This is a genomic window from Gardnerella massiliensis, from assembly GCF_003408845.1.
GTDB classification, from domain to species: domain Bacteria; phylum Actinomycetota; class Actinomycetes; order Actinomycetales; family Bifidobacteriaceae; genus Bifidobacterium; species Bifidobacterium vaginale_H.
Window position 1 is genome coordinate 573033 of the sequence record NZ_LRTV01000001.1, and the last position, 23334, is coordinate 596366.

At 47.1% G+C, this 23334-nt stretch carries 18 protein-coding genes; 3 read left to right on the top strand and 15 right to left on the bottom strand.

Annotated features, from left to right (window positions below):
- Positions 1 to 127: 127 nt before the first annotated feature.
- From AXE77_RS02260 to map, 11 genes are all read right to left on the bottom strand, one after another.
- Positions 128 to 1564, bottom strand: a complete 1437-nt coding sequence (locus AXE77_RS02260) for an extracellular solute-binding protein (RefSeq protein WP_116711921.1) — start codon at positions 1562 to 1564, stop codon at positions 128 to 130.
- A 16-nt stretch (positions 1565 to 1580) separates the two neighbouring features.
- A complete protein-coding gene (gene glmS / locus AXE77_RS02265; RefSeq protein ID WP_116711922.1) occupies positions 1581 to 3536 on the bottom strand; it encodes a glutamine--fructose-6-phosphate transaminase (isomerizing) in 1956 nt (651 codons plus the stop codon).
- Between the two features lie 177 nt (positions 3537 to 3713).
- Positions 3714 to 4532: an amino acid ABC transporter ATP-binding protein gene (locus AXE77_RS02270; RefSeq protein WP_116711923.1), complete on the bottom strand. Its 819-nt coding sequence runs from the start codon at positions 4530 to 4532 to the stop codon at positions 3714 to 3716.
- Between the two features lie 124 nt (positions 4533 to 4656).
- A complete protein-coding gene (locus AXE77_RS02275) occupies positions 4657 to 5598 on the bottom strand; it encodes an amino acid ABC transporter permease (RefSeq protein ID WP_421778484.1) in 942 nt (313 codons plus the stop codon).
- A 250-nt stretch (positions 5599 to 5848) separates the two neighbouring features.
- Positions 5849 to 6775 carry an ABC transporter substrate-binding protein gene (locus AXE77_RS02280; protein ID WP_116711924.1) on the bottom strand — a complete coding sequence of 309 codons (927 nt, stop codon included), beginning with the start codon at positions 6773 to 6775 and terminating at the stop codon, positions 5849 to 5851.
- A 534-nt stretch (positions 6776 to 7309) separates the two neighbouring features.
- The gene (smpB, locus tag AXE77_RS02285) at positions 7310 to 7807 is read right to left on the bottom strand and encodes an SsrA-binding protein SmpB (RefSeq protein WP_116711925.1); all 498 of its coding nucleotides are present in this window, start codon (positions 7805 to 7807) and stop codon (positions 7310 to 7312) included.
- Positions 7808 to 7877: 70 nt separating this feature from the next.
- Positions 7878 to 9287 carry a CHAP domain-containing protein gene (locus tag AXE77_RS02290; RefSeq protein ID WP_165846028.1) on the bottom strand — a complete coding sequence of 470 codons (1410 nt, stop codon included), beginning with the start codon at positions 9285 to 9287 and terminating at the stop codon, positions 7878 to 7880.
- Positions 9288 to 9381: 94 nt separating this feature from the next.
- A complete protein-coding gene (gene ftsX / locus AXE77_RS02295) occupies positions 9382 to 10305 on the bottom strand; it encodes a permease-like cell division protein FtsX (RefSeq protein WP_116711926.1) in 924 nt (307 codons plus the stop codon).
- Complete coding sequence (gene ftsE, locus AXE77_RS02300) at positions 10305 to 11819, bottom strand: cell division ATP-binding protein FtsE (RefSeq protein WP_116711927.1); 1515 nt, start codon at positions 11817 to 11819, stop codon at positions 10305 to 10307. Before ftsE ends, ftsX begins: the two co-directional genes overlap by 1 nt.
- 76 nt (positions 11820 to 11895) lie before the next feature.
- The gene (gene prfB, locus AXE77_RS02305; RefSeq protein ID WP_116711928.1) at positions 11896 to 13038 is read right to left on the bottom strand and encodes a peptide chain release factor 2; all 1143 of its coding nucleotides are present in this window, start codon (positions 13036 to 13038) and stop codon (positions 11896 to 11898) included.
- 117 nt (positions 13039 to 13155) lie between these two features.
- Positions 13156 to 13929 (bottom strand): type I methionyl aminopeptidase, encoded by a 774-nt coding sequence (map, locus tag AXE77_RS02310; RefSeq protein WP_116711929.1) that lies wholly within the window; start codon positions 13927 to 13929, stop codon positions 13156 to 13158.
- 114 nt (positions 13930 to 14043) lie between these two features.
- Here map and AXE77_RS02315 point away from each other — a divergent pair, with 114 nt between their 5' ends.
- Positions 14044 to 16185: a M13 family metallopeptidase gene (locus tag AXE77_RS02315; RefSeq protein ID WP_116711930.1), complete on the top strand. Its 2142-nt coding sequence runs from the start codon at positions 14044 to 14046 to the stop codon at positions 16183 to 16185.
- A gap of 132 nt (positions 16186 to 16317) precedes the next feature.
- Here AXE77_RS02315 and AXE77_RS06710 read toward each other — a convergent pair whose 3' ends face one another.
- Positions 16318 to 17583: a CAP domain-containing protein gene (locus AXE77_RS06710; RefSeq protein ID WP_205727512.1), complete on the bottom strand. Its 1266-nt coding sequence runs from the start codon at positions 17581 to 17583 to the stop codon at positions 16318 to 16320.
- A gap of 327 nt (positions 17584 to 17910) precedes the next feature.
- On the opposite strand from AXE77_RS06710, the gene AXE77_RS02325 reads away from it, so the two are divergent.
- Complete coding sequence (locus AXE77_RS02325; protein WP_116711931.1) at positions 17911 to 18396, top strand: single-stranded DNA-binding protein; 486 nt, start codon at positions 17911 to 17913, stop codon at positions 18394 to 18396.
- 506 nt (positions 18397 to 18902) lie between these two features.
- On the opposite strand, the gene AXE77_RS02335 is transcribed toward AXE77_RS02325, so the two are convergent.
- On the bottom strand, positions 18903 to 20735 hold the full coding sequence (locus AXE77_RS02335; protein ID WP_165846029.1) for a proline--tRNA ligase: 1833 nt from the start codon (positions 20733 to 20735) through the stop codon (positions 18903 to 18905).
- On the opposite strand from AXE77_RS02335, the gene AXE77_RS06615 reads away from it, so the two are divergent.
- Positions 20734 to 21015 (top strand): hypothetical protein, encoded by a 282-nt coding sequence (locus AXE77_RS06615; protein ID WP_116711932.1) that lies wholly within the window; start codon positions 20734 to 20736, stop codon positions 21013 to 21015. The two genes, AXE77_RS02335 and AXE77_RS06615, sit on opposite strands and share 2 nt — an antisense overlap.
- Here the strand turns inward: AXE77_RS06615 and AXE77_RS02345 are convergent.
- Both AXE77_RS02345 and orn read right to left on the bottom strand, forming a co-directional pair.
- Entirely contained in the window at positions 21012 to 22484 is a 1473-nt protein-coding gene (locus AXE77_RS02345; protein WP_116711933.1) for a PIF1 family DEAD/DEAH box helicase, read from the bottom strand. The genes AXE77_RS06615 and AXE77_RS02345 overlap by 4 nt on opposite strands.
- Positions 22485 to 22505: 21 nt before the next feature.
- Positions 22506 to 23213 (bottom strand): oligoribonuclease, encoded by a 708-nt coding sequence (gene orn, locus AXE77_RS02350; protein WP_116711934.1) that lies wholly within the window; start codon positions 23211 to 23213, stop codon positions 22506 to 22508.
- Positions 23214 to 23334: the final 121 nt, after the last annotated feature.

Below are 23334 nucleotides of genomic sequence, written 5' to 3' on the forward strand. Positions count from 1 at the left end.
CTTAAAGTTTTTATATTCTTAAGTAATTATTTTAATATTCAACTTACTTTAATAAGTAACTTAATTTAATAAGTAACTTACTTTACTAATTAACTTACTTTAATAAGTAATCACTTTAATAATTAAGTTACCTCATAATAAAGCCCTGATTGTAGCCGTATTCTTGCAAATCCTTGCTCCACAGCTTAAGCCCGTCTTTTAAGGAAATTCTAGGGCCAGGATCGTCCGGAAGCCAAAGTTGACTTCCGTCGTCCTGTGTAATTCCAGCATCAATCATTTCTTGAACATTCAGGCGCGCGCGCGATTTTCTACTCCAATCGTACGCTTGACCAATAGTCGACCGAAAATCACTACGCGAATACACTTCAAACGGCAAATACCGGTACCCCGTACTTACACGGTTAGCAGCCTCAGCAAATACGCGATTAAACTTTTGACCACCAAAATACGGTATGTCAATTCCGCGCGAATCACGAATAGTTGTACGATTCAAAAATGCTGAATCCCCAAGCGTCACAACATCCGCAGGAAACGCTCCACCGCTCACGCGCGTATTAATACCCTGCATGTCATGGCACACAAAATTCACGAAACGCATAGCCGCTTCCGGCTTTCGGCTTGACTGCAACACCGACAGCGCAGAACCGCCCATTTCCGCATTGCGCTTTTCGCCGTGCAAAGTAGGAACTTGCGCAACTTTCCACAACCCTGCTGTACCAGGCACATTCTCAAGCAGCAGCGACGGCATCCACGCTCCAGCAAATACGGACGCAATTTTGCCAGCCCCAACACCATTCTTCCAACGCTGCGTCCACGTAGTAGTGCGCGTATCAATTAAGCCTTCGTCAATCATAGACTGCCAAAACTTAGTAAAAGCCTGAGTTCCCTTGTCGTACCCTAGTCGAACAGTCACCGTTTTGCCGTCGTGCGAAGTAATAAAAGGCTTACCTCCCGCCAACCAAATCATAGCGTTATAAAAGCTCGCATCCCCCGAATCTGCAGCAATATACACGCCAATGTCTTTCAGCTTTCGAGCGGCGTGACGATAATCTTCCCAAGTGTGTATTTGCGTTGCGTCCACGCCAGCCTGCTTAAAAACGTCGTCGTTATAAAACCAAGCCATTGGCCCAGAATCCATAGGCAAACCGTACACGCGCCCGCCCAATTGCACAGACGACCACGTACCAGGAGTGTAAAACGTTTGCGTACCTTGCACGCGATCCGTAATATCTAGCAACTGACCGCTAACAGCGTATTGCGGAAGCGCAAAATACTCAAGTTGCGCAACATCTGGCATACCGTAGCCGTCTTGAATAGCGCTGTTGAGATTGTTGTATCCACTAGTATCCTTGACTACTACGCGAACGTCCGGATTAAGCCGCTCAAATTGCACCGCAAGCCGCTTCATGCTTGGCTCCCACGACCACACGGTAATGCTCGTGCGAGCGTCCGCATGAGAGCAGCCTGAAGGAAGCGTTATCGCAAACACGCATAAAACTAGCAGCAGTAGCCGCTGCAAACGCTTGCCCAGCTGCAAAATTGTTGCGAACACACGCACACGCATAAAACAGCCGCCCGCACTATTCCACAGTTACAGATTTGGCGAGATTTCGCGGCTTGTCGACGTCGTAACCTTTCAATTTCGCCATATCCATAGCAAATAATTGCAACGCAACTACGTCAACAAGCGGACTTAAAAGCGTCGGGCACTCAGGTCTCCAGAACACAATATCCGCATATCTTGCAGCGTCCGGATCACCTTCTTCCGCAACCGCTATAGTAAACGCTCCGCGCGCTTTTACTTCTTCAATTCCAGAAATCACTTTCGCGTGCAAAACGTCGCGTCCGCGAGAAGACGGCACAATTACCACCACCGGCTCACCGGCATCAACCAGCGCAATCGGACCATGCTTAAGCTCGCCTGCTGCAAAACCTTCCGTAAACGTGTACGCAATTTCCTTAAGCTTCAGAGCGCCTTCCATAGCAACCGGGTACCCTACGTGACGACCCAAGAACAGGAAAGACTTAGCTTCCAACGTATGCTCAGCCGCTTTCATAATTGCGTCAGATTGAGTATCGAGAACCTGCTGGATTTTACTTGGCATAGTTTTAAGTTGCGCCACAATTTGCTGAATTTCGTCGCGATACATCGTGCCTTTTACTTGCGCCAAATAAAGACCAAGCATATAAGCTGCTACGATTTGCGCTACAAAAGCTTTCGTAGAAGCAACAGCAATTTCCGGACCAGCATGCGTGTAAAGCACAGCATCGGATTCGCGCGGAATACTAGAACCCTGAGTATTACAAATTGCAAGCACACGACTTCCCTGCTCGCGCGCGTGACGCAAAGCCATAAGCGTATCCATTGTTTCGCCAGATTGCGAAATAGCAACAACCAACGTGCGATGCGTCAAAATAGGATCGCGGTAGCGAAACTCGTGCGCAAGCTCCACCTCAACCGGCACACGCACCCAATGCTCAATCGCATATTTTGCAACCAAACCGGCGTAACTTGCCGTGCCGCAAGCAACCACAATAATCTTGTCAATCGCGCGCAACACATCCTGACCAATATGCACTTCGTCAAGAACAATATTTCCTTGCGCATCAAAACGACCGCGCAAAGTGTCGGCAACGGCGTGTGGATCTTCATGAATTTCCTTATCCATAAAGGAATCCCAACCGCCTTTTTCAACAGCAGACGCATCCCAATCAACTGTAAAACACGTAGGATTTTCCACGACTTTGCCGTCAAAATCAGTAAGTAGCAAGCTAGCTTTACCATCGCCGTCAACATCGCCGTCAACAGCGCCGTCAACAGCGCCGTCAACAGCGCCGTCAATATTGCCAATGCAAACAGCCTGATCTTGCCCGACTTCCAAAACACGATCCGTATAAGCTACAAAAGCAGCCACATCCGAACCCAAGAAGTACTCGCCCTCGCCAAGGCCCACAACCAGCGGCGAATCATGACGAACAGCAGCAACAATACCTGGCTGACGAACGTCCACAGCTAAAAGCGTAAAAGCACCCTTAAGCATTTTCGCAGTGCGACGAATAGCCGTAAACAAGTCCGGCTTACCGGTTTCTTCCACGATTTCGTTCGCGACCTTACCAAGCAATTTTGCCGCAACTTCCGTGTCAGTTTGGGAAGAAAACTCGTAGCCTTCTTCGTGAAGTTGCTCTTTTAATACCACAGCATTTTCAATAATACCGTTGTGAATAAGCGCGATTTTGCCGTCAGCACTCGTGTGAGGATGCGCGTTTACGTCGCAAGGAGCACCGTTAGTAGCCCAGCGAGTATGCCCAATTGCGGCACTCGCTTCCGGCATAGGATTTGCGCTAATATCTTCTCGCAATACTGCAAGACGACCTGCCTTCTTGCGCACAGCAACGCAATCCATTCCAGGAGCAACCAACGCCACACCTGAAGAATCATATCCGCGATACTCTAAACGCTCTAATCCACCTAAACAAACTTCCAAAGGTTTTGCGCAAACTTTTCCAAAACCTGCGTATCCTACAATGCCACACATAATCTTCTATTGTACGATATGCGAGCGAGCGCACGCCAGAGACGCACATAACAACACGCAAAAAAGTGATGCAAGTTACGCCTAAATTTGCGCAAGTTACGCCTAACGCTGGTTAAGTTGATTAAGTTACGTATAGCGCTACTTAAGTTACGTTTAACGTATAGTGCTGCGCAAGTTTTATAAAACGTGCTGCAGAAAATCTTGGAAACGCTCAGTTTGTGGATTCGTAATAATATCAGCCGTGCCCTGCTCAACTATGACGCCACCATCCATGAACACAACTTGATCCGCGACTTCGCGCGCAAAACCAATCTCGTGCGTTACTACAATCATCGTCATGCCGTCTTTTGCAAGATCGCGCATAACGTTAAGCACTTCGCCAACAAGCTCCGGGTCGAGCGCAGAAGTAGGCTCATCAAACAGCATAATCTCCGGCTTCATAGCAAGCGCACGCGCAATAGCCACACGCTGCTGCTGACCGCCGGAAAGCTCCGCCGGGTAATGATTCATGCGCTCAGCCATACCAACGCGTTTAAGCTCTTCAACAGCTAAGTCGTGCGCTTCTTGAGTGTTCATACGCAATACGTGCACAGGCGCTTCCATAACGTTTTCCAAAGCCGTCATGTGAGGGAAAAGATTAAAACGCTGAAAAACCATACCGAGTTTCGCACGCTGTTGAGCAATCTCTTTATCGTTAAGCGCTTGTAAACACTGCTTTCCTTTACGCGTCACTTGCTTTACACCAATACGCTCGCCATAAATGCTTATACTTCCCGCAGTCAACGTTTCAAGTTGGTTAATTAAGCGCAAAAGCGTGGATTTTCCAGATCCGGAAGGCCCTAACATTACCGTTACGCTACCCGGGTTTACTTCCATAGTAATGCCGTTTAATACTTGCAAGTTACCAAATGATTTGTGCACGTCCTTAATTACGACTGCCGGAACGTTTGCTGCTGGAACGTTTGCTTCCGGAACGTTTGCTGCTGTATTTGTCATCTTTCAAAATCCAATCTAACCGTTATTTCGCTACGTTATTTCGCTACGTTATTTCGCTACGTTATTTCGCTACGTTATTTCGCTACGTTATTTCGCTACGTTATTTCGCTTTATTAAGTACTTATTAAGCATTAAAACCGAGCATAGTAGCGTCGTTACGTCCTTTAACATTCTTTTGTTGAGCATGCAAAGACTGGTCGCCGCGCTGACCTTTATCAGTGTCTAACTGAGCATGTTTCACAATATCTCGCGCTTCAAAGCCCTTGCCAAAATGCTTCTCCAACATAGATTGCAAAACCATCAGAATAGAAGTAATAACCAAATACCAAATACTCGCCACAAGAAGCAACGGAATAGGCTTATAAATACGATTAGCTATAGCATTCGTAGCAAACTGAAGCTCCAGCGTAAACGGTACTGCAAGAACCAAAGAAGTAGTTTTCAACATGCCAATAGTTTCGTTTCCAAGCGGCGGCACAATAATGCGCATTGCCTGCGGAAGAATCACTCGCCTCATCGTTAAAGCTCTACCCATGCCAAGCGCCTGAGCCGCCTCAACCTGGCCCACGTCGACAGCTTCCAAACCAGCTCGCACAATTTCCGACAAGTACGCTGCTTCGTTCAGCGACAAGCCCACAACAGCCGCCGTCAGCGAAGTCATAATTACATTAGAATCAATAGACCAAAACTCTATGGATGTAAACGGAATACCAATGCTCAATCGCGGCACAAGCACCGCAAACATACCCCAAAACACGAGCTGCGTGTACACAGGCGTGCCACGGAAGAACCAAATAAAGAACCAGCTCACACCGCGAAGAACCGGGTTTACTGACTTTCGCATCATCGCTAAGCCTATGGCGAGTACGATAGCAATCACCATAGCGAGTAGCGTAAGGAGTAACGTCCAGCCAATACCGGTAAGTACGTTGTCGCTTATAAGATACACGCCTACTACTTGCCATTCAAATCGCGGATTCGTAATGATGCTGTACAGTAGCGAGCACGCTAGGATTGCGACGATTATGCCAGCTACGATTGGTCCCGGTTTTGCTACCGGCAAAATATGTTCAGCTTGGGACTTTCCGAACTGGGCTTTTTCGTACTGAGACTTTCCGTACGGAATTGTGGAAGATTTCTTAAAAGAGTCCAACTTATGCTCCCTGTAAATACGTTTATTTTGATACAAGTATAGTAAAACGAAACAATCTGAGCCACGAGAAAAGTCGTGACTCAGAATAGAAATCAAAATTTATGGAGAGACGCGAATCAAACACTCAATCAAACGCGAATCAAACGCGCAATCAAACACGCAATCAGACCTGCGGATTTACTACCGTCTTTTCAATTGCTACGTCTTCCACGCCCCACTTCTTCAAAATCTCCTTATAAACACCGGACTTCATCAGCTTATCAATGCCAGCTTTTACAGCCTTCAGCATTGCAGTGTCGCCCTTCTTAACTGCTGCACCCATTGGTTCGGAATCCTTGCTGTTTTCGAGGATTTCGAGCTTACCAGGATTCTTAACAGCAGCGTAACCAGCAACCGGAGTATCGGCATACATAACGTCAGCGCGACCGGAAAGAAGTGCGGTGGTTGCGTCAGTCTGTTCCTTGAAGCTCATGATTTCTAGCGGCTTATCGTTATTTGCAGCGCACTGTTTCTTAGCTTCTTCCATAATTGGTTCGCCGACGGTGCCAGTTTCCAAAGTTACTTTTTTGCCGCAAAGATTCTTTGTATCTACCTTAGTAGGATTGCCTTTGCGCACTTCGAAAGACAAGCCCGCGTTTGCGTAAGCAATAAAATCTACTGACTTCATACGTTCAGCATTAACAGTAAAGCCGGAAATACCAACGTTATATTTGCTGCCGATTGCAGGAATAATAGAATCGAACTGAGCGTGCATAATTTTTGCGTTCAATCCCATTACTTTTGCCAAGGCTTTAGAAAAGTCGATTTCGTAACCAACTGGAGTCTTGCCGTCTGCTGCAAAGAACTCTGCAGGAGCGTAGCTCACGTTGACGCCGACGGTCAGCTCACCAGTCTTCTTAACTGCTTCTGGAACTAATGCCGCTACTGCATCGTCCTTCTGAACTTTGCTTACGTCGTAGCTACGTGCAATATCTGGATCAGATGCTTTGGAATCAGCAGGTCCGCAGGCAGCGACGCTACCGATTAATACCAAAGACGCAATAGCTGCAATAGACTTAATGTACTTAGTAGACTTAGTAGACTTGAACATTTTTCTTCTCCTAAAAGTATTTAAAATTTATAATTTGCATTGATGTGTATAACTATACACGACAACCCTACTATTTTCGCAACTATTTATGCAAAATATGTATATACAGAGATAAGTATGCTGTTTATTAGTGAAATACTTGGCTTTTTGCGAAAACCTAACGCATATTATTCGCAATACTGAATATTATACGGCGTGTCGCTTTATTCGCGCGAGAGTTTTGGTGCTTTTATGGAACATTTGCGGGAGTTTTTTCTCCGAGGTTTGCGCTGACGACTGCGCGAGGGTCCGAAGAACGGGATTAAGAGACCCTAACGCAGCGCGACGACCTGCCTGAGCGCTTGTTCCTTTACACGCACGTAAAGTTTCTGTCGCTTTTCAGCGAGATTCCGACATTTACTGTACACGCGCGTAAAGTTTCTGTCACTTTTTGGCGATATTTCGACATTTCCTATACACGCACGTAAAGTTTCTGTCGCTTTTAAGTGAGATTCCGACATTTACTGTACGTGGCTGTAAAGTTTTTGTCGCTTTTTAGTCAATACTTCTAGAACGCAAGTTTCTGTAACGCATAGCGCGCAACGCCTCGCGCTTATCCTGCTCCTCGCGCAACGCTTGACGCTTATCAAACTCCTTCTTACCGCGAGCAAGAGCAATCTCAACCTTCACGTAACTTCCCTTAAAATACAGCCGCAAAGGAACAACAGTGTAACCTTTGGCCTCAGTTTGCCTAGAAAGCTTAGCGATTTGCGCAGCGTGAAGAAGCAGCTTGCGTTTGCGCTTTGGAGCATGATTGTTCCACGTGCCGTTCAAATACTCGGGAATATTTGCGCCTTCAAGCCACATCTCGCCGCGACGATCAATATTGACAAACGATTCGGCTAAGGAAGCTCGCCCTTCGCGCAACGACTTTACTTCCGTTCCCGTTAAAGCAAGACCGGCCTCGTAACAATCTTCAATAGCATAATCGTGATGCGCCTTACGATTTTGAGCAACCGTAACCGTACCATCTTGAGCAGGCTTATGGACCATAACACCCCCATACACAAATCTCAATGTGCGAAACGCAACAAAATAGCGATGCAATTAGTAGTGCTAATTTCTAGTAGTGCACATATTCGTAGGCACCAGGATTATGAATGGTTTCGTAAGCTGGGAACGTTGGGAAGCCAACGCCACCTTCAGAAATCAGCACAGAACCATCCGCATTCACACGCTCAACAACCGCCACATGCCCGTACTGCCAATCAGCATTCCACGTGCCAGCACTCTGACCTCGAGCAAACACCATCACCGCGCCAACATGCGGCGTGCGATTTACCAAATATCCCAAACGACGGCCGGAATTAGCCCAGTCCGCACCATTACCCATAAAGGAGCCGACAGGAAGACCGAGCTGCGTACGACGCAAATAAGCCCACAATGTGCACTGACGAGCAGGATATGCAGTACCGCCAACAGAATTGCCGGTATTGTGACCGTAGCAGAAGTTGGAACGCTCAGGGCAATTACCAGGAACCGTATAAGACATGCCGTTAGCAGCACCGTTAGAAAGCGGCATAGGAGGAAGCGACACGTTGCCGCCAAATCCGCCGCCCCTCACCTGCTGACGGTTGCCAGAATTAGGATTGGCGCGCGCAACAGCTTTATTAGCAAGAGCGCGAGCCTGAGCATCAATCGCAGACTTCATAGCAATAATTTCCGCGGCTTCTCGAGCGGACTGAGAAGTTAAACTCCCCTTCTGACTCTCCAATTGCTTGCGAATATTCTCACCCTGATCACGTAAACTCTGCAAGGCTTTCTTGCGATCGTTAGCAGCCTTAGCAGCAACCTGCGCACTTTGAGCCTGCACATCCGCTTGCTGCTTGAGCTTGGCAATTTCCGTTTCAATAGCAGCCAAACGTTGGCGACGGTTCATAGAAGTGTTCAACTTTACTGCAGCATCATTGGCAGCGTTAGCTTCACTACGTGCAACAGCCGCCTCTGATTGTAACTTGCCAACAAACTGTTCAGTAGTAGTAGATTTCGTAACAATATTCATAATGTCGGAAGCTTGAGAACCGTGGAAGCTATTACGAGCAAGTTGCGCAACCGCAGCCTTAGCATCATCAAAATCTACACCAGTTTTTTTAATTTTCTCTTCCAAGTCACGCTTATCTTTTTGAGCTGATTCCAAACGCAGCTGAGTGGATTCAGCAAGGCTAAGAGCCTGAGCCGCTTGTTCGTCAGCCTGTTGCGCTGCACGAATTTGATTAGGAATTTGGCGCTCGTTTAAATCATTCAGCTCAAGAATCTTATTCGCTAACTGCTTATTCACGCCCGCAAGCTGACGTTTCAAATTCTCATTATGCTGAACTTTACGGTTATAATCGTTCATATTTACCGCATGCGCAGTAGGTGCAACCATCAACGAACCAACCACACTAGCAAGCATCATCATGCCAGCAACTAGTAAACTCATTATTGTATGAGTGCGCCGAATTGCGACTACGCCACGTCGAGCCTCGCTCATATCACTTCCCTTTCAACATCACTACTGCGAATTATAGCGTTAAATAAGCAGCCACGCGAGTTAAGCCATTGTATTATCCGTTTTTAAGCCGTATTTAAGCCTTCAAGTAGCGTCTCAACGCAACAGCAGAAGCAATTACCGACAATACAACAGCACCCGCTACCAGCATAGGAACGCACAACCAAACGGTAGATTGCGTCACAAACGGCATCCAACGCACGTTTTGCGCAAGCCAATCTGTTACGAAAACCTTAACAACTAAGCTCAACGCGCCGCCTGCAAGCAAAGAACCAGCACACGAAGCGAACGCACCCTCAAGTATAAACGGCATACGAATTGTCCAGTTGGAAGCACCAACCAAACGCATAATTTCAGTTTCTTGACGACGGCTTGCAGCAGACATACGAATCGTAGTACCAGTAAGCATAATAGCAACTACAACCATAACCGCAGCAAGCACAATCGTTACCGCAGTAGCACGATTGAGCACGTTAAAAACGGGATCGAAAATCTGACGCTGATCTACAACTTCTTCAACGCCGTCACGCCCAGAAAGTACTTCTGAAACGACTTGATACTTCATAGGATTCGTAAGCTTTAAACGAAGCGAATCCTGCATATCTGCCGCTGTCAACGTGCGGCCTTGGTACATTCCGTTAGGATACTGTTTTAAGAAAGTATTTTTGTAGAATTCGTTACGACTTACATACGTTATGTTGGAAACGTCGTCGCCTAACTCTTGGTGAATAATATGCTCAAGCTTCACGATCTCAGCATTGGTAGGAGCTTTTCCGGCAGCGCACGAAGGTGACTGACTCGTACCATCCGGACACAGCCACGCAACAACCTCCACCTTGTCGTACCAGTCGCCTTTTGCTTTAGTAATCTGCGCTTGCATGAGCACCGAGGCGCCAATAAACAGGAATGAAATAAAGGTCACGAGCATGACTGAAAGAATCATCGAAACGTTGCGGCGTAAGCTAATGCAAGTTTCGGAAAAAATGAATCGTAAACGCATTATTTCGCTCCTTCAGCTCGGTGCGTGTTGTCGTCAGCATGAGTATGGCCGGTGGTTGGCGGCTTAGGAGGGGCCGGAGGCATAGGAGGAAGTGCGTTTGCCGACGCTTCTTCGTGATTTTGAGGCTGATGCGCTTGCGTTTCGGTTCCTTGCGTTTCGGTTTCGTACGTCACTTTAGACACTGATTCAGATTCTTCAGATTCTTCGAATTTTTCGGATTCCTCAGCTTCCTCAGATTCTACAGATTCCTCAGCTCCCTCAGTTTCTACAGTTTCCTCAGATTCTTCAGATTCTACAGCTTCCTCAGATTCCTTAACTTCTTCCGCTTGCGCTTGAGCCGTCTCATTATCTACGTTAGGAGAAGTGTGTTCAGCGAGACCTTCAGCAGCGTTAGCACTATTTTCAGCAGCGTCAGCACTATTTTCAGACGACTTTTCGCTACTTTCTTCCTCATGCGCAAGTTTGGAATCTTCCTCAAGATCCTCACTGTCATCTTTCACAATCAAGCCGCGACCCCACGTCATGGTCGTTTCTATAGACTGGAACACCTCACCATAGCGGCCAGTTCGACCAGAATGAACCGACTGCGCAAGGCGCGCAATCCCCTCATTTTCAGCTGAATTATTGCGCAAGGATTGCGTCACCATTTCAACAGCTTCACGAGCCTGAGCAGCGCGACGAGCTTTCTTAGAGAGTCGCCTATGACGTTCAACATGATCAGGCTGATCATCTGCAGATATGCTTACGCTACTACGATTTTGGTCATGCTCAACAGCCTGCTGCGCTTTTGACTTCTGCTCAACGTCAGAATCAGGGAAGTACAGTGCAGAATCGTAGGATCCTTCACGTTCGTCGCGCACAATCTTTCCTGTATGAAGTTCGACCACGCGCTTACGCATTGAATTCACGATTTCCTCATTATGCGTAGCCATCACAATCGTGGTACCCGTACGATTAATAGCATCCAGCACTTCCATAATGCCGAGAGAAGTCGTAGGATCCAAGTTACCAGTAGGCTCGTCGGCAAGAAGAATTTGCGGATGATTTACGTACGCGCGAGCAATAGCCACACGCTGAGCCTCACCACCAGAAAGTTCGTGAGGATAATTGTTTTCCTTACCCGTTAAACCAACTGTTTCCAAAACGCGCGGCACAAGCGAACGAATAGTCGCCCTACTCGTACCAATCACTTCCAAAGCAAAAGCAACATTTTGGTACACGGTTTTGTTATTAAGTAACTTATAATCCTGGAAAATAAAGCCAAGCGAGCGACGATACTGCGGCACCTGGCGGTTAGAAAGTCGTCGCAAATCGTTGCCAGCTACGTGAATTTCGCCACTATTTGCTTCTTCTTCGCGAAGCAGCAAACTAAGCAATGTAGTTTTCCCAGAACCGGAAGCACCAACCAAAAACACAAAATCTCCACGATCAACATGCAAAGACACATCGTCTAATGCCGGACGCGTACCTCGAGGGTATATTTTTGACACATGATCTAATGAAATCAGCGACATTTTCAATCCTTCCGAAGATTATGTGTAATTGAGATTATGTGTATTTGTTGGTTTTTAGTTCTAAATTAACTTTAGTTTAAGATTCTTTTTCCGCTTCAGCTTCTTTTTGAGCCGCAACTCGCTGCTCGTGACGCCAGCGAATACCAGCTTCAATAAAACCGTCAATATCACCGTCAAAAACAGCTTGAGTTTGCGAAGTTTCGTAACCAGTGCGCAAATCCTTCACCATTTGATACGGGTGAAGTACGTAAGAACGCATCTGATCTCCCCAACTTGCCTTAATATCTCCAGCAAGCTCCTTCTTTTTCGCAGCTTCCTCTTGATGCTTAATCACAAGCAAACGCGACTGCAAAACAGCCATTGCGGCAGCACGATTCTGGATTTGGCTTCGCTCATCTTGCATAGAAACAACCAAACCGGTTGGCAAATGCGTAATACGAACAGCAGAATAAGTAGTATTTACGCCTTGTCCGCCAGGGCCTGAAGCTTGGAAAGTATCCACGCGAATGTCAGAATCTGGAATATCGATATGATCCGTAGCTTCAACAAGAGGAATAACTTCCACAGCACTAAATCCAGTTTGACGACGGCCTTGATTGTCAAATGGCGAAATACGAACCATTCTGTGCGTGCCACCTTCTACAGAAAGGCGACCATACGCGTAAGGGGCATCCACTTGGAAAGTTGCGGATTTAATACCAGCTTCTTCCGCATAAGACGTGTCCATCATCTTAGTTTTGTAGCCGTTACGCTCCGCCCAACGCAAGTACATACGAAGAAGCATTTGCGCAAAATCAGCAGCGTCAACACCGCCTGCGCCCGAGCGAATCGTAACAACTGCAGAACGAGCATCGTATTCGCCGTCAAGAAGAGTCTGCACTTCCATATCGTCAAGTTCGTGAGCAATATTTCCAAGCTCCTCTTGGGCCTCGCTCATAGAATCAGCATCGCCTTCTTCTTCACCAAGCTCAATTAAAGTTTTAGTATCCTCAATTCGCTGCTCGACAGCTTGCAAACGCTTCAGCTGAGACTGAGCTGCAGAAAGCTTACTCGTAACTTGCTGAGCATGCTCAGAATCGTCCCAAAGTCCAGGCTCCGCAGCCTGCTTTTCTAAATCAGCAATCGTAGCCTTCAACGAATCAACGTCTAAAGCTTTAGAAATCGAAGAATACTTTGCTTCAACATCATTTAACGCTTGGGAAAAATCAAATTCCGCCATTTACTTAACGTACCTCTTTACATACTCAATAACTCGTCTTACGCAATCACTATTCGCAAAACTCTTAGCAAATAAACTTTTTTACTTTTTGCTATTTACTTTTTACTCTTTACAAGTTTAACGTACAGTCAAAATCTCAGGACCATTCTCCGTAATTGCAATCGTATGCTCGCTGTGAGCGCCGCGAGAACCATCCGAAGAACGAAGCGTCCAACCATCTTTTGGATCCTGATAAATTTCGTCAGTAGTCTTTAAGAACCACGGTTCAATAGCAATCACCAAGCCCGGGCGAAGCTTGTAACCGTGGTGAGCACTGCCATCGTTAGGAACGTGCGGATCACCATGCATAATGTGTCCTACGCCGTGGCCGCCAAACTCAAGGTTTACGCTGTAACCATACTCGTGAGCAACGCAACCAATAGCTGCAGAAATATCGCCAAGACGGTTGCCTGGCTGAGCCATGTTAATGCCAGCTTCCAGCGCTTCCTCAGTGCACTTAATCAAACGCAAATCCTCAGGATCCGCATGCTTTCCAACCACAAAGCTAACAGCAGAATCTCCAACCCAACCGTCAACGTTAATCGCCAAATCAAGAGTCAGCAAATCGCCGTCTTTAAGATTGTAATCGTATGGAACTCCGTGAAGAACAGCATCGTTTACAGAAGTGCAAATGTAGTGCGCAAAAGGACCAGTTCCAAAATCAGGAGCGTAATCGACATAGCAAGAAGACGCACCTTTACGGCTCACAATACGCTGGCGAACGAAGTCATCAATCTCAAGAAGATTCGTGCCAACTTTGGTCATTGCTTGTAAGTCTTTAAGAATACTACCGACGAAGCGACCTGCAGGTTTCATCGCTTCAATTTCAGCTGGAGTTTTCAGTTCAATCATGATTTAAGACTAACGCGCAGGCACGAAAACGGCGCAAAATATGGCGAAAATACGAGGAACATATAGCGAAAATACTAACTGAATAGTGTCGCTTAATAGTTGTAAGCTAAGCTCATGTTTAATAACAATGAAGATAATAACAACAATAATAAGGAATCACAGAAAGAAATTTCTGCTGTAGATTTCGACCCTGCCTCCTTCTCATCCGTTACCCGACCACAAGACGATTTATTCCGTTACGTAAACGGTCCTTGGATTGACACTTACACTCTTCCAGAAGATAAGCCAATGTTTGGTGCTTTCTACAAGCTTTCAGAAGATGCAGAGACGCAAATTCGAGATATTTTAGAAAGCGAAGATTGCCCAGCCAAAAAGTCGCAAACTTTGTACCGTAAATATTTGGATACTGCAGCTATTGAAAAAGCTGGGATTACGCCAATTAAAAGCGATTTAGACGCTGTTGATGCGGCGGCCAGCAAAGAAGATTTGGTTCGCACTATTGGTACCCTTACCCCGTACGGCGGACCAAATGCAATGTTCGCTTTTGGCGTTTACGGAGACCCTAAAGACCCTAAAACAAATGTTATGCATATTGAGCAGGGTGGATTGGGCTTGCCAGACGAAGCGTACTATCGCGAGGATAGTTACGCTCCAATTCGCGAAGAATACGTAAAAATGGTGGCTGCTTTGTTGCGCTTAGCTGGATACGGTGATGCCGCCGCTAGCCAGGAACTTGCCGAGCGCTTTTTGAAGGTGGAAACACAAATCGCAAGCAACCACTGGGATAACGTAGCAACTCGCGATTCTCAAAAAACTTATAATCCTTACAATTATGCTGATTTGGCAAAAACGTTTGAAGCGCTGAATCTTGACGCATTCTTGGACGCTGCTCAAAAATCTTACGACAATTGCGAAGAAGCAAAGAATCAGCCAATCAATGTTCGCAAATCTTTTAGCAAAGTGATAGTTCACGAGCCAAGCTTTATAGAAGGATTAAATAAGGTTTGGCAAGAAGCCGACTTAGAAGATCTAAAGCTTTGGGCACGCGTACACGTGATTTTGTGCTGGGCAAGCATGTTGAGTGAAGATTTTGCACAAGCCCGATTCGACTTCTACGGCAAGGTGCTTTCTGGAGCTACTAAGCCACGCGACCGCTGGAAGCGTGCAATCGGAGTTGTTGACGATGCTTGCGGCGAAGAAGTTGGCCGCGAGTACGTGCGCTTGCACTTCCCTGAGTCGTCTAAAAAGTATATGGAAGGCTTAGTTGGCAATCTTATTAACGCCTACCGCGAGTCGATTTCTCACAGCAGCTGGCTTGGCGAGGAGACTAAGGCAAAGGCCTTGGAAAAGCTTAGCAAGTTTGAGCCAAATATTGGTTACACAAACCATTGGATCGACTACTCTGCGCTCAATATTAAGGAAGACGCTGGCTTAATTGATAATATGCGCGAAGTTTCTCGATTTGTGTTTGGTAGGTATACTGCAAAAGTTGGAGAACCTGTGGACCGCGAAGAGTGGCAGATGACTCCGCAAACCGTAAACGCTTACTACGATCCGTTGCTTAACGTAATCGTGTTCCCAGCTGCGATTTTGCAACCGCCATTCTTTAACCCGAGTGCTCCAGACGCAGCAAATTACGGTGCTATTGGTGCAGTAATCGGCCACGAAATCGGCCACGGTTTTGACGACCAAGGTTGCGAATACGACGGCGACGGTGTGCTTAACAATTGGTGGACAGAAGAAGACAAGACCAACTTTACTGAGCGCACTAAAAAGCTTATTGAGCAATACAATGCGTTTACACCAACGCAGCTGATTGTTAAATACTCTCACTTAAAGAGCAAAGAAGAGCGCGATGCAATGCCTCACGTAAATGGCGCTTTAACAATCGGTGAGAATATTGGTGATTTAAGCGGCGTAACTATTGCGCTTAAAGCCTACGCTTTCGCTTTGCAAAAGAGCGAAGGGCGAGAGATTGACGGAAGTGACGATGCGATTCGCGAAACTTTGCTGAACGCTCCTGAGGTAGACGGTTTCACTGCTTTGCAGCGATTCTTCTTAAGCTACGCGCTTGTGTGGCGTTCAAAGTCTCGTAACGAGATTGCGGAACAGTACCTTCAAATCGACCCGCACTCCCCTGCAGAATGCCGCACTAACGGTATCGCGCGCAACGTAGACTTGTTCTACGATGCCTTCGACGTTAAAGAAGGCGACGAAATGTGGCTTGCTCCAAGCGAGCGCGTACACATTTGGTAAGTCGCGGTAACTACGTATAAATAAAGCCTGCACGCGTTTTATTGAAACGTTTGCAGGCTTATTTTTTATTGTGTGACAGCGAACTTTTGGCGACGTCACGTTTTATTTTTAACTGAATTTACTTTGCTAAATTTACTTGGTTGCGGAAGACTCAGCAGATTCGGAAGATACGGAAGTTTCAGAAGATTCAGAATCTGCGGAAGATTCGGAATCTGCAGAAACCGCAACTTTCTTTCGCTTAAGTAAGTAGAACCACATGCCGTAACCTATTGCCGCACACAGCACAATCACAAGCAAAACAGTCCACACTAAAGTTGAAACTGAACTATTGTTCCGGCTCTGCTTTGTAGCATCAACAACTTTGCCACTCACATGCAGCGCGCGATGCTTACCAACCGCAATGCGATCGTGCGCGTTACGATCATCCTTACTCTCTTTTTTACTATCTTCTTTGCCCTGCTTTTTCTGCTTGCTATCTGACTTCTTATTATCAGACTTTTTGCCATCCGACTTTTTAGCAGCATCTTTCGCATGAGAGTCGCGATTCTTACTACGACTACCGTTCTCCTGCGTTTCCTCGTCTTGAGAGAAAGTATGCTGCGGAGCCGTGGAATCACCACTCACTTTTCCGTCTGGAAAATCAGTATCGCCGTTATATAAAGACAATGTAAGTGCTGAAACTATACCGTAAGGGCCACCAGGAGCCTCACCGTAGCCGAAAGAAAGATTTCTAGGGTTCAAAATTTGGTACAAATGACCATTATTTTCAGTAAACATTCCACCGGCGGCACGCAAGGATGCTTCTTCGTCCGGAATCCACATCTGCACGGAACCAGCAAGATCCGTTCCCCAAGCGAGATCCTCACCCCAAGCCTTGCGACCAGCGTAATTAGGTGCGCTCACGCCGTCTGGTCCAAAATGACCAAACTGCCCGTGTTGCGCAGTTTCTTGCGCGCGACGATACGCATCATCCTCATTTTCAGAATCGTACTGAATATTATTAACGTAAGCCGCCTTCGACAATCCGTAGCGACTCACGTAATCTTGCAAAGGCATGCCCTCAAAGTACATACTGCGATCGTCGTACAAACGCGAGCGCGCATTACGAATAGCGGCAATAATATAGCGAGCTGTGCCGTAAGAGCGTACGGAAGTTGCGATAGCGTTATGATTTGGTTGAATTATTGGTTTTTGAGAAGATACAGTGGAATACGAAGCAGAAGAAAAGTCTGAACGGCGTGCTGTGGAGTAGGAAGCTACGCAACACGACATAGCAACAACTACACAAGCGACCAAAGCAGCCAAAACCGCATGCTTTACACGCAGCAATCGCGACGTTTGTGCATCGTTTCTCATAGTGAGACTATGTATTGAATTTTGCGGATTGTTCTGAATCATAAAATATTCTTCTTCACTTTATATAACACTTTATATAACGTTTTACTGACGCTTTTGCCTAATACTACCTTGTCATAAGGAATAAGATACGACACAATACGGCACAACTTGCCTACAACTTATGCGTAGAATTGTCAACTTTCGTAGTCGATTGTGCATAACTTTTAGCTTTTAACCACAACGGAGAAATTTTCTGGCAGAACTGTTGCGCAACGTTAATAGTAGATACTACTGCGGCATTTCCTCATAGCTGCGAAGCTCAGAGGCAATGGTGGCTCTGTTTTCGGGGCTGAAATGGCTGCAGTCCAATTCTTGAAAGGATAAAATATGGCACAACAACAGTCAACAGTGACAATTAGCGGATATGTAGGCGCAGAACCGGTGTGTTTTGGCAATAACGAATATTCGCCGGCTTGCTCGCTAAGAATCGGCAGCACTCAGTCCTATTACCGAAATGATGAGCAACAGTGGCACGATCGTCCAACTACGTGGATGACAGTGAAAGCGTATCGCACTTTGGCTTCAAACGTGCTGAAAAGTGTGCATAAAGGCGACGCCATCGTAGTTTACGGCACTTTAAGTACCGAAAGTTGGACTAAAGACGGCAATAATTACAATCGCGTTGTTGTAGAAGCACAGACTATCGGTCATGATTTGAATCGCGGAACCACACAATTTACAAAAGGAAACGCTGAAACTGCTAAAAATGGGCAGACGAAAGACAGCAATCAGTCACAAAACGAAAAAATAGAATGTACTGACTCTCACTCAGACAGCACGGACGACGAATATGGAGGTGATGCTGATATCTAAAGAAAATACTTATTACCAGTGTGGTAGAGATTTGAGATTTTTCGCACTGAACGAAGGACGCTCGCGCGGATTGCGACGCGCTCGCTACGAAACTCGCGTTGGAAGTCCACTGGACTTCCAACTTAAGCGAGTCTCCGCTCCGAGTTGCCTTCGCGCGCTACGCTTCAAGCGCTTCGGCAGGTCGTCGCGCAGAGCCGAAGGCTACTGACAAGCCGAGCGAAGAAGAAAAATCGAAAAATCTCTGCGATAAAACACGGTTATTAACGATCAAACACGCAGAGTTTGGGGGATTTCTCTACGAGAACTAAAAGAGGACTGAGGAAGCAACATTCTTTAAAGAACAAAGCAGACATAAAAAGCCTCTAACAGTCAGAGCGACGAAGGACGGGACGTTCGAGGAGAGAAATCCCCCAAAACTCGCGCCACAGCAAAGAATAAAATGCCACCAAGAATAGTGATATTCCTGGCGGCAAATTACGAAAGAAAGTTGTTACGAAAGCAAAGCGTTACGCAAGCAAAGCGTTTACTCGATCAGCGATGCGGCTTGCAGCTTCGTCAACTGGAACTGCTTCGACGTTGGAACCGTTGCGATCACGGATTTCAATCGTGCCATTGTTCACGGTGTCGCGTCCTGCAACTGCAATAATCGGCACGCCAACAAGCTCTGCATCTTTGAACTTTACGCCTGGAGAAACCTTTGGACGGTCGTCAAAGATTACTTCGATGCCCTGCTTGCTGAGTTCTTCAACAACCTTTTCAGCAGCGTCGAAAGCAACCTGATCCTTGCCGGTTGCAACAACGTGAACTTGAGCTGGAGCAATTGCCATTGGCCATGCGAGACCAGCGTCGTCGTGATGCGTTTCCGCAAGGCAAGCGATTACGCGGCTCACGCCAATACCGTAGCAACCCATCCACACTGGCACAGCTTTACCGTTTTCGTTAAGAACGCTTAAGCCCAAAGCCTTGGAGTACTTTAAGCCGAGCTGGAACACCTGACCAATTTCCACGCCGCGCTCGAAACTAAGCGGTCCGGAACCGTCTGGGCTCATGTCGCCGTCGCGCACTTGAGCTGCCTCAACAACGCCGTCCGCCTCAAAATCGCGGCCGTAGACAGCATGGTACACGTGCTTTCCTTCTTCGTCGGCTCCTGTAATCCACTCACTGCCCTTTGCAACGTGAGCATCCATCAAGTAACGAACTGGGCAAGCAATTTTGCTGCCATCTTTGCGTGCCTGCGGACCGAGCACACGAGCGCCAATATAGCCCTTAACAAACTCAGGATGCGCCTTTAAATCATCCTCGGTTGCTTCTTCAATTTCTGCTGGAGCAAACTGAGCTTCAAGACGCTTCATATCTACCTGACGATCACCCGGAATACCAATAGCCACGATTTCGCGCCAAGGCTCCTCATGCTCGCCACCTTCAGCATCAGCCGGATGCTTAACAGCAATAATCAAGTTCTTCAAAGTATCGCTTGCTTGCCAATCGCGGCCGTCCTCTCGAGGATGCAAATCGTTAGAAACCTTAACCAAAGCCTCAATTGTCTTAGCGTCTGGAGTTTCGAGAGCTTCCATTGCTGGAGTTGCTGAGCAGTCCACGTCCGCAACTTCTGGAGTGGTTAAAGCCTCAACATTCCAAGCTTTTCCGGAAGGTGCGAGCGCAAAAGTATCCTCACCAATCGGCATAGGAGCAAGGAATTCTTCAGAATCAGAGCCACCCATAGGGCCGGAAACAGCGTGAACAATCACGTATTTAATGCCCAAACGGTCGAAAATACGAGCGTAAGCAGCACGCTCCTCAACGTAAGCCGACTTCAAACCATCTTCGTCAATCGAGAACGAATAAGCATCCTGCATAATAAACTCGCGTCCGCGGATAAGGCCTGCGCGAGGACGGAATTCGTCGCGATACTTCGTTTGAATCTGATACAAAGTAACAGGCAAATCCTTGTAAGAAGAATACATATCCTTAACAAGGAGCGTAAAAACTTCTTCATGCGTTGGAGCAAGAAGGTAGTCAGCCTCATGGCGATCCTTAAGGCGGAAAATGTTGTCGCCGTATTCTTCCCAACGGTTGGTAGCCTCGTAAGGCTCGCGCGGAAGAAGCGCCGGGAAGTGAACTTCCTGAGCACCGATGCCGTTAATTTCGTCGCGAATAATTGCCTGAACTTTGTTCAAAACCTTAAGTCCGAGCGGAAGCCAGGTCCACACGCCTGGAGCGGATTTGCGAATATAGCCTGCGCGCTGCATAAGTTTTGCGGAAGTCACGTCCGCGTCTGCAGGATCCTCGCGCAGCGTACGAAGGAACAGCTGAGACATACGAAGTACATTGGAATTCATGCGTTCCAATCTATTTGTGCATGAGGACATAAACATTTGTTTACGCGCATCAACAAATAAGCCAAAACAACAACAAATGCTGGAGTTTTTCCGGCAAATGTTCCAAAAACCAGCCAAAACAACAACAAACGCCGGAAAATCTCCCGCAAATGTTCCAAACACCAGCCAAAACAGCAACAAACGCCGGAGTTTTTCCGGCAAATGTTCCAAAAAAAGGCCAAAACAACAACAAACGCCGGAGAAAAATCTCCGGAGAATGTTCCACAAAAAATCGCACTAAAACTCGTCGTCGAAAGAAAATTCGTCCTCTTCGCTACTACCGCTGCCAACGCTGCTACCGCTGGCAAAAATATCGAACTCCTGCTGATCCGCAGAATCGGCTTCCGCAGTATTCGTTACGAAAGCAGCTGCTCCGTCGTCAGCAAGCAGCTCACTCGCACGCTTTGAAGCCTCACGCAAGGATCCGTCAAGCAGCACAGCGTCAGCAGAAACACTAAACGCGCGATCGTTAATACCCTCTAAGTAAAGCCCGCCCAAATTTTCCACGCGCGAAAGCGCCACATATCCCATTCCGGGAGCGAAAGTCCTACGCAAATCCATTACCGCAGCATCGAGCGTCATACCTTGCGACTTATGAATCGTAATTCCCCACGCGCACCTAAGCGGCACTTGATTCACGCTTGCAAGCACCGTTTCGCCGTCCGTCATTTCCCAAGCAGCCGGCTTAAGAGTCACAATATTGCCGTTTTCAAACTCAACAATCGGCCAGCCGCCCTTAGATTCAGGAGCAAAACGCAACACGCGTCCAACCGAACCGTTCACATACTGCCGATCTTGGTCGTTACGCAACGCCATCACAGCAGCTCCGGCCTTCAAAACTAAACGTTCCGGAGCGAGCATATTCTTCTTTAAGCGTTCAACAAGATTTTTAGGCCCGGCTTCCGTTGCTACAAACTCGTGAGATTCAGCGTCTATTGCCGCAAGTTTAGTATTATTCAGGCCGTCAGCCTGCGAGTTAGTAGGGAAAAGATGCACCGCAACTTCGTCGTCTTGAGGATATTCGCCAAGCCTGCCAGCAAGCACTTGCTTATCGTCTTCACTTACGCAACCGCAACGAATATCCGTTAAAACGTCAAGTAACTTGCCGTCGTCCTGACGATGTTGCTCTGTCAAATAGCACACAACAGGCTTCAACGCGTCCCACGCAAAGGATTCCGTAATATAGCCTTCCGGATTTTTGCCGGCGGCAGCATACTTTTCGCGCGACTCAATAAACTCAGGGCTTGGTTCGAACACGTCCCGATTTCGCATAGAAGTGCTAACCGGCGGCAGTTGGAAGAAGTCACCTGAAATAACTACTTGAAGTCCACCGAAAGGCGCTGGATTTTTGCGCACCTTCCGGCACACTTCGTCAACCATGTCAAAAAGCCACGCGTGAATCATGGAAACTTCGTCCAGCACGAGCACGTCCGTAGCTTTTATGCGCTTTCCTCGCCGCGATCGAATAGTTTTCAGCAGGCTTGCGGTAAGTGCATTTGCCACCCCGGTTCCGCTCCATGAGTGAATGGTTTGACCGTTCAAATGAGTTGCCGCAATGCCTGTAGAAGCAGTTACTGCCACGCTTAAACCGTCTTTTCGCATTGCGCGAATAGCTTCGTTTAATACATAAGTTTTGCCGGAACCCGGGGCGCCGGTGATGAACGCGCTTGAGCCGGCGGCAATTATTGATAGGGCTTCGGATTGTTTCATTGGCAGTACCTTGTGCTGTTTTTAGTAGTCGCGCTTTTCTGCGGAATTTACGTCCTCTAACGCTTCTCCACGACGCTCGTAGTCGCGAAGTAAGCTCGTACTTTCAATATGCTGCGCACCCGCCTTTGCCTGTGCCTCGCTTGGTCCTGGAGCTGGCACGAACATCATACCGCGGTAGTAACGAAGCTCATCAATCGACTCAATAATATCCGCGAGCGCGCGGTGACCACCGTGTTTTGCCGGCTTATTGCGGTAAACGTCCGGGTACAGTCTGCGCGAAATCTCCTTCAACGTGCTCACGTCGATTACGCGGTAGTGCAGGTTTGCCATTAAATCTGGCATGTAACGGTCGAGGAACTTTTTGTCGGAACCAACTGAGTTTCCAGCAAGATGCGCTTTTCCGCGAGCTGGCAGGAAGCGCTTTACGTACTCAACTACCTGCTTTTGCGCTTCTTCCAAAGGTAAACCGTTCTTATTCCACTCGTCAACAAGTCCGGAAGAAGTGTGCATATTGCGCACAAAATCGTTCATGTGAGCCACAGCAGCTTCGCTTGGCTTAATCACTAAATCAATGCCGTCGTCAAGAACTTTCAGATTAAAGTCGGTTGGAACTACAGATACTTCGCATAATTCGTCGTGGAAAATATCGAGGCCTGTCATTTCGCAATCAATCCAAATTAAGCGCGATTCTTCCGGCGTAAACGTAAGATCTTCCTTAGCTTCAGCCATTTTCGTTCCTTTCCTAATATTTTTTCGAACCCATCAGCCTACATCTTCGTACAGACGAGGCGCGTATTAAAAACGACGAAAAGCTGGCAAGTTGTAGGTAACTTGCGTAACTTTTCGCCGT

Bases quoted from the DNA above. Each gene is read 5' to 3' on its own strand.
- AXE77_RS02260 (WP_116711921.1), bottom strand. From the start codon at position 1,564: ATGCGTGTGCGTGTGTTCGCAACAATTTTGCAGCTGGGCAAGCGTTTG.
- glmS (WP_116711922.1), bottom strand. From the start codon at position 3,536: ATGTGTGGCATTGTAGGATACGCAGGTTTTGGAAAAGTTTGCGCAAAA.
- AXE77_RS02270 (WP_116711923.1), bottom strand. From the start codon at position 4,532: ATGACAAATACAGCAGCAAACGTTCCGGAAGCAAACGTTCCAGCAGCA.
- AXE77_RS02280 (WP_116711924.1), bottom strand. From the start codon at position 6,775: ATGTTCAAGTCTACTAAGTCTACTAAGTACATTAAGTCTATTGCAGCT.
- smpB (WP_116711925.1), bottom strand. From the start codon at position 7,807: ATGGTCCATAAGCCTGCTCAAGATGGTACGGTTACGGTTGCTCAAAAT.
- AXE77_RS02290 (WP_165846028.1), bottom strand. From the start codon at position 9,287: ATGAGCGAGGCTCGACGTGGCGTAGTCGCAATTCGGCGCACTCATACA.
- ftsX (WP_116711926.1), bottom strand. From the start codon at position 10,305: ATGCGTTTACGATTCATTTTTTCCGAAACTTGCATTAGCTTACGCCGC.
- ftsE (WP_116711927.1), bottom strand. From the start codon at position 11,819: ATGTCGCTGATTTCATTAGATCATGTGTCAAAAATATACCCTCGAGGT.
- prfB (WP_116711928.1), bottom strand. From the start codon at position 13,038: ATGGCGGAATTTGATTTTTCCCAAGCGTTAAATGATGTTGAAGCAAAG.
- map (WP_116711929.1), bottom strand. From the start codon at position 13,929: ATGATTGAACTGAAAACTCCAGCTGAAATTGAAGCGATGAAACCTGCA.
- AXE77_RS02315 (WP_116711930.1), top strand. From the start codon at position 14,044: ATGTTTAATAACAATGAAGATAATAACAACAATAATAAGGAATCACAG.
- AXE77_RS06710 (WP_205727512.1), bottom strand. From the start codon at position 17,583: ATGATTCAGAACAATCCGCAAAATTCAATACATAGTCTCACTATGAGA.
- AXE77_RS02325 (WP_116711931.1), top strand. From the start codon at position 17,911: ATGGCACAACAACAGTCAACAGTGACAATTAGCGGATATGTAGGCGCA.
- AXE77_RS06615 (WP_116711932.1), top strand. From the start codon at position 20,734: ATGCGTTCCAATCTATTTGTGCATGAGGACATAAACATTTGTTTACGC.
- AXE77_RS02335 (WP_165846029.1), bottom strand. From the start codon at position 20,735: ATGAATTCCAATGTACTTCGTATGTCTCAGCTGTTCCTTCGTACGCTG.
- AXE77_RS02345 (WP_116711933.1), bottom strand. From the start codon at position 22,484: ATGAAACAATCCGAAGCCCTATCAATAATTGCCGCCGGCTCAAGCGCG.
- orn (WP_116711934.1), bottom strand. From the start codon at position 23,213: ATGGCTGAAGCTAAGGAAGATCTTACGTTTACGCCGGAAGAATCGCGC.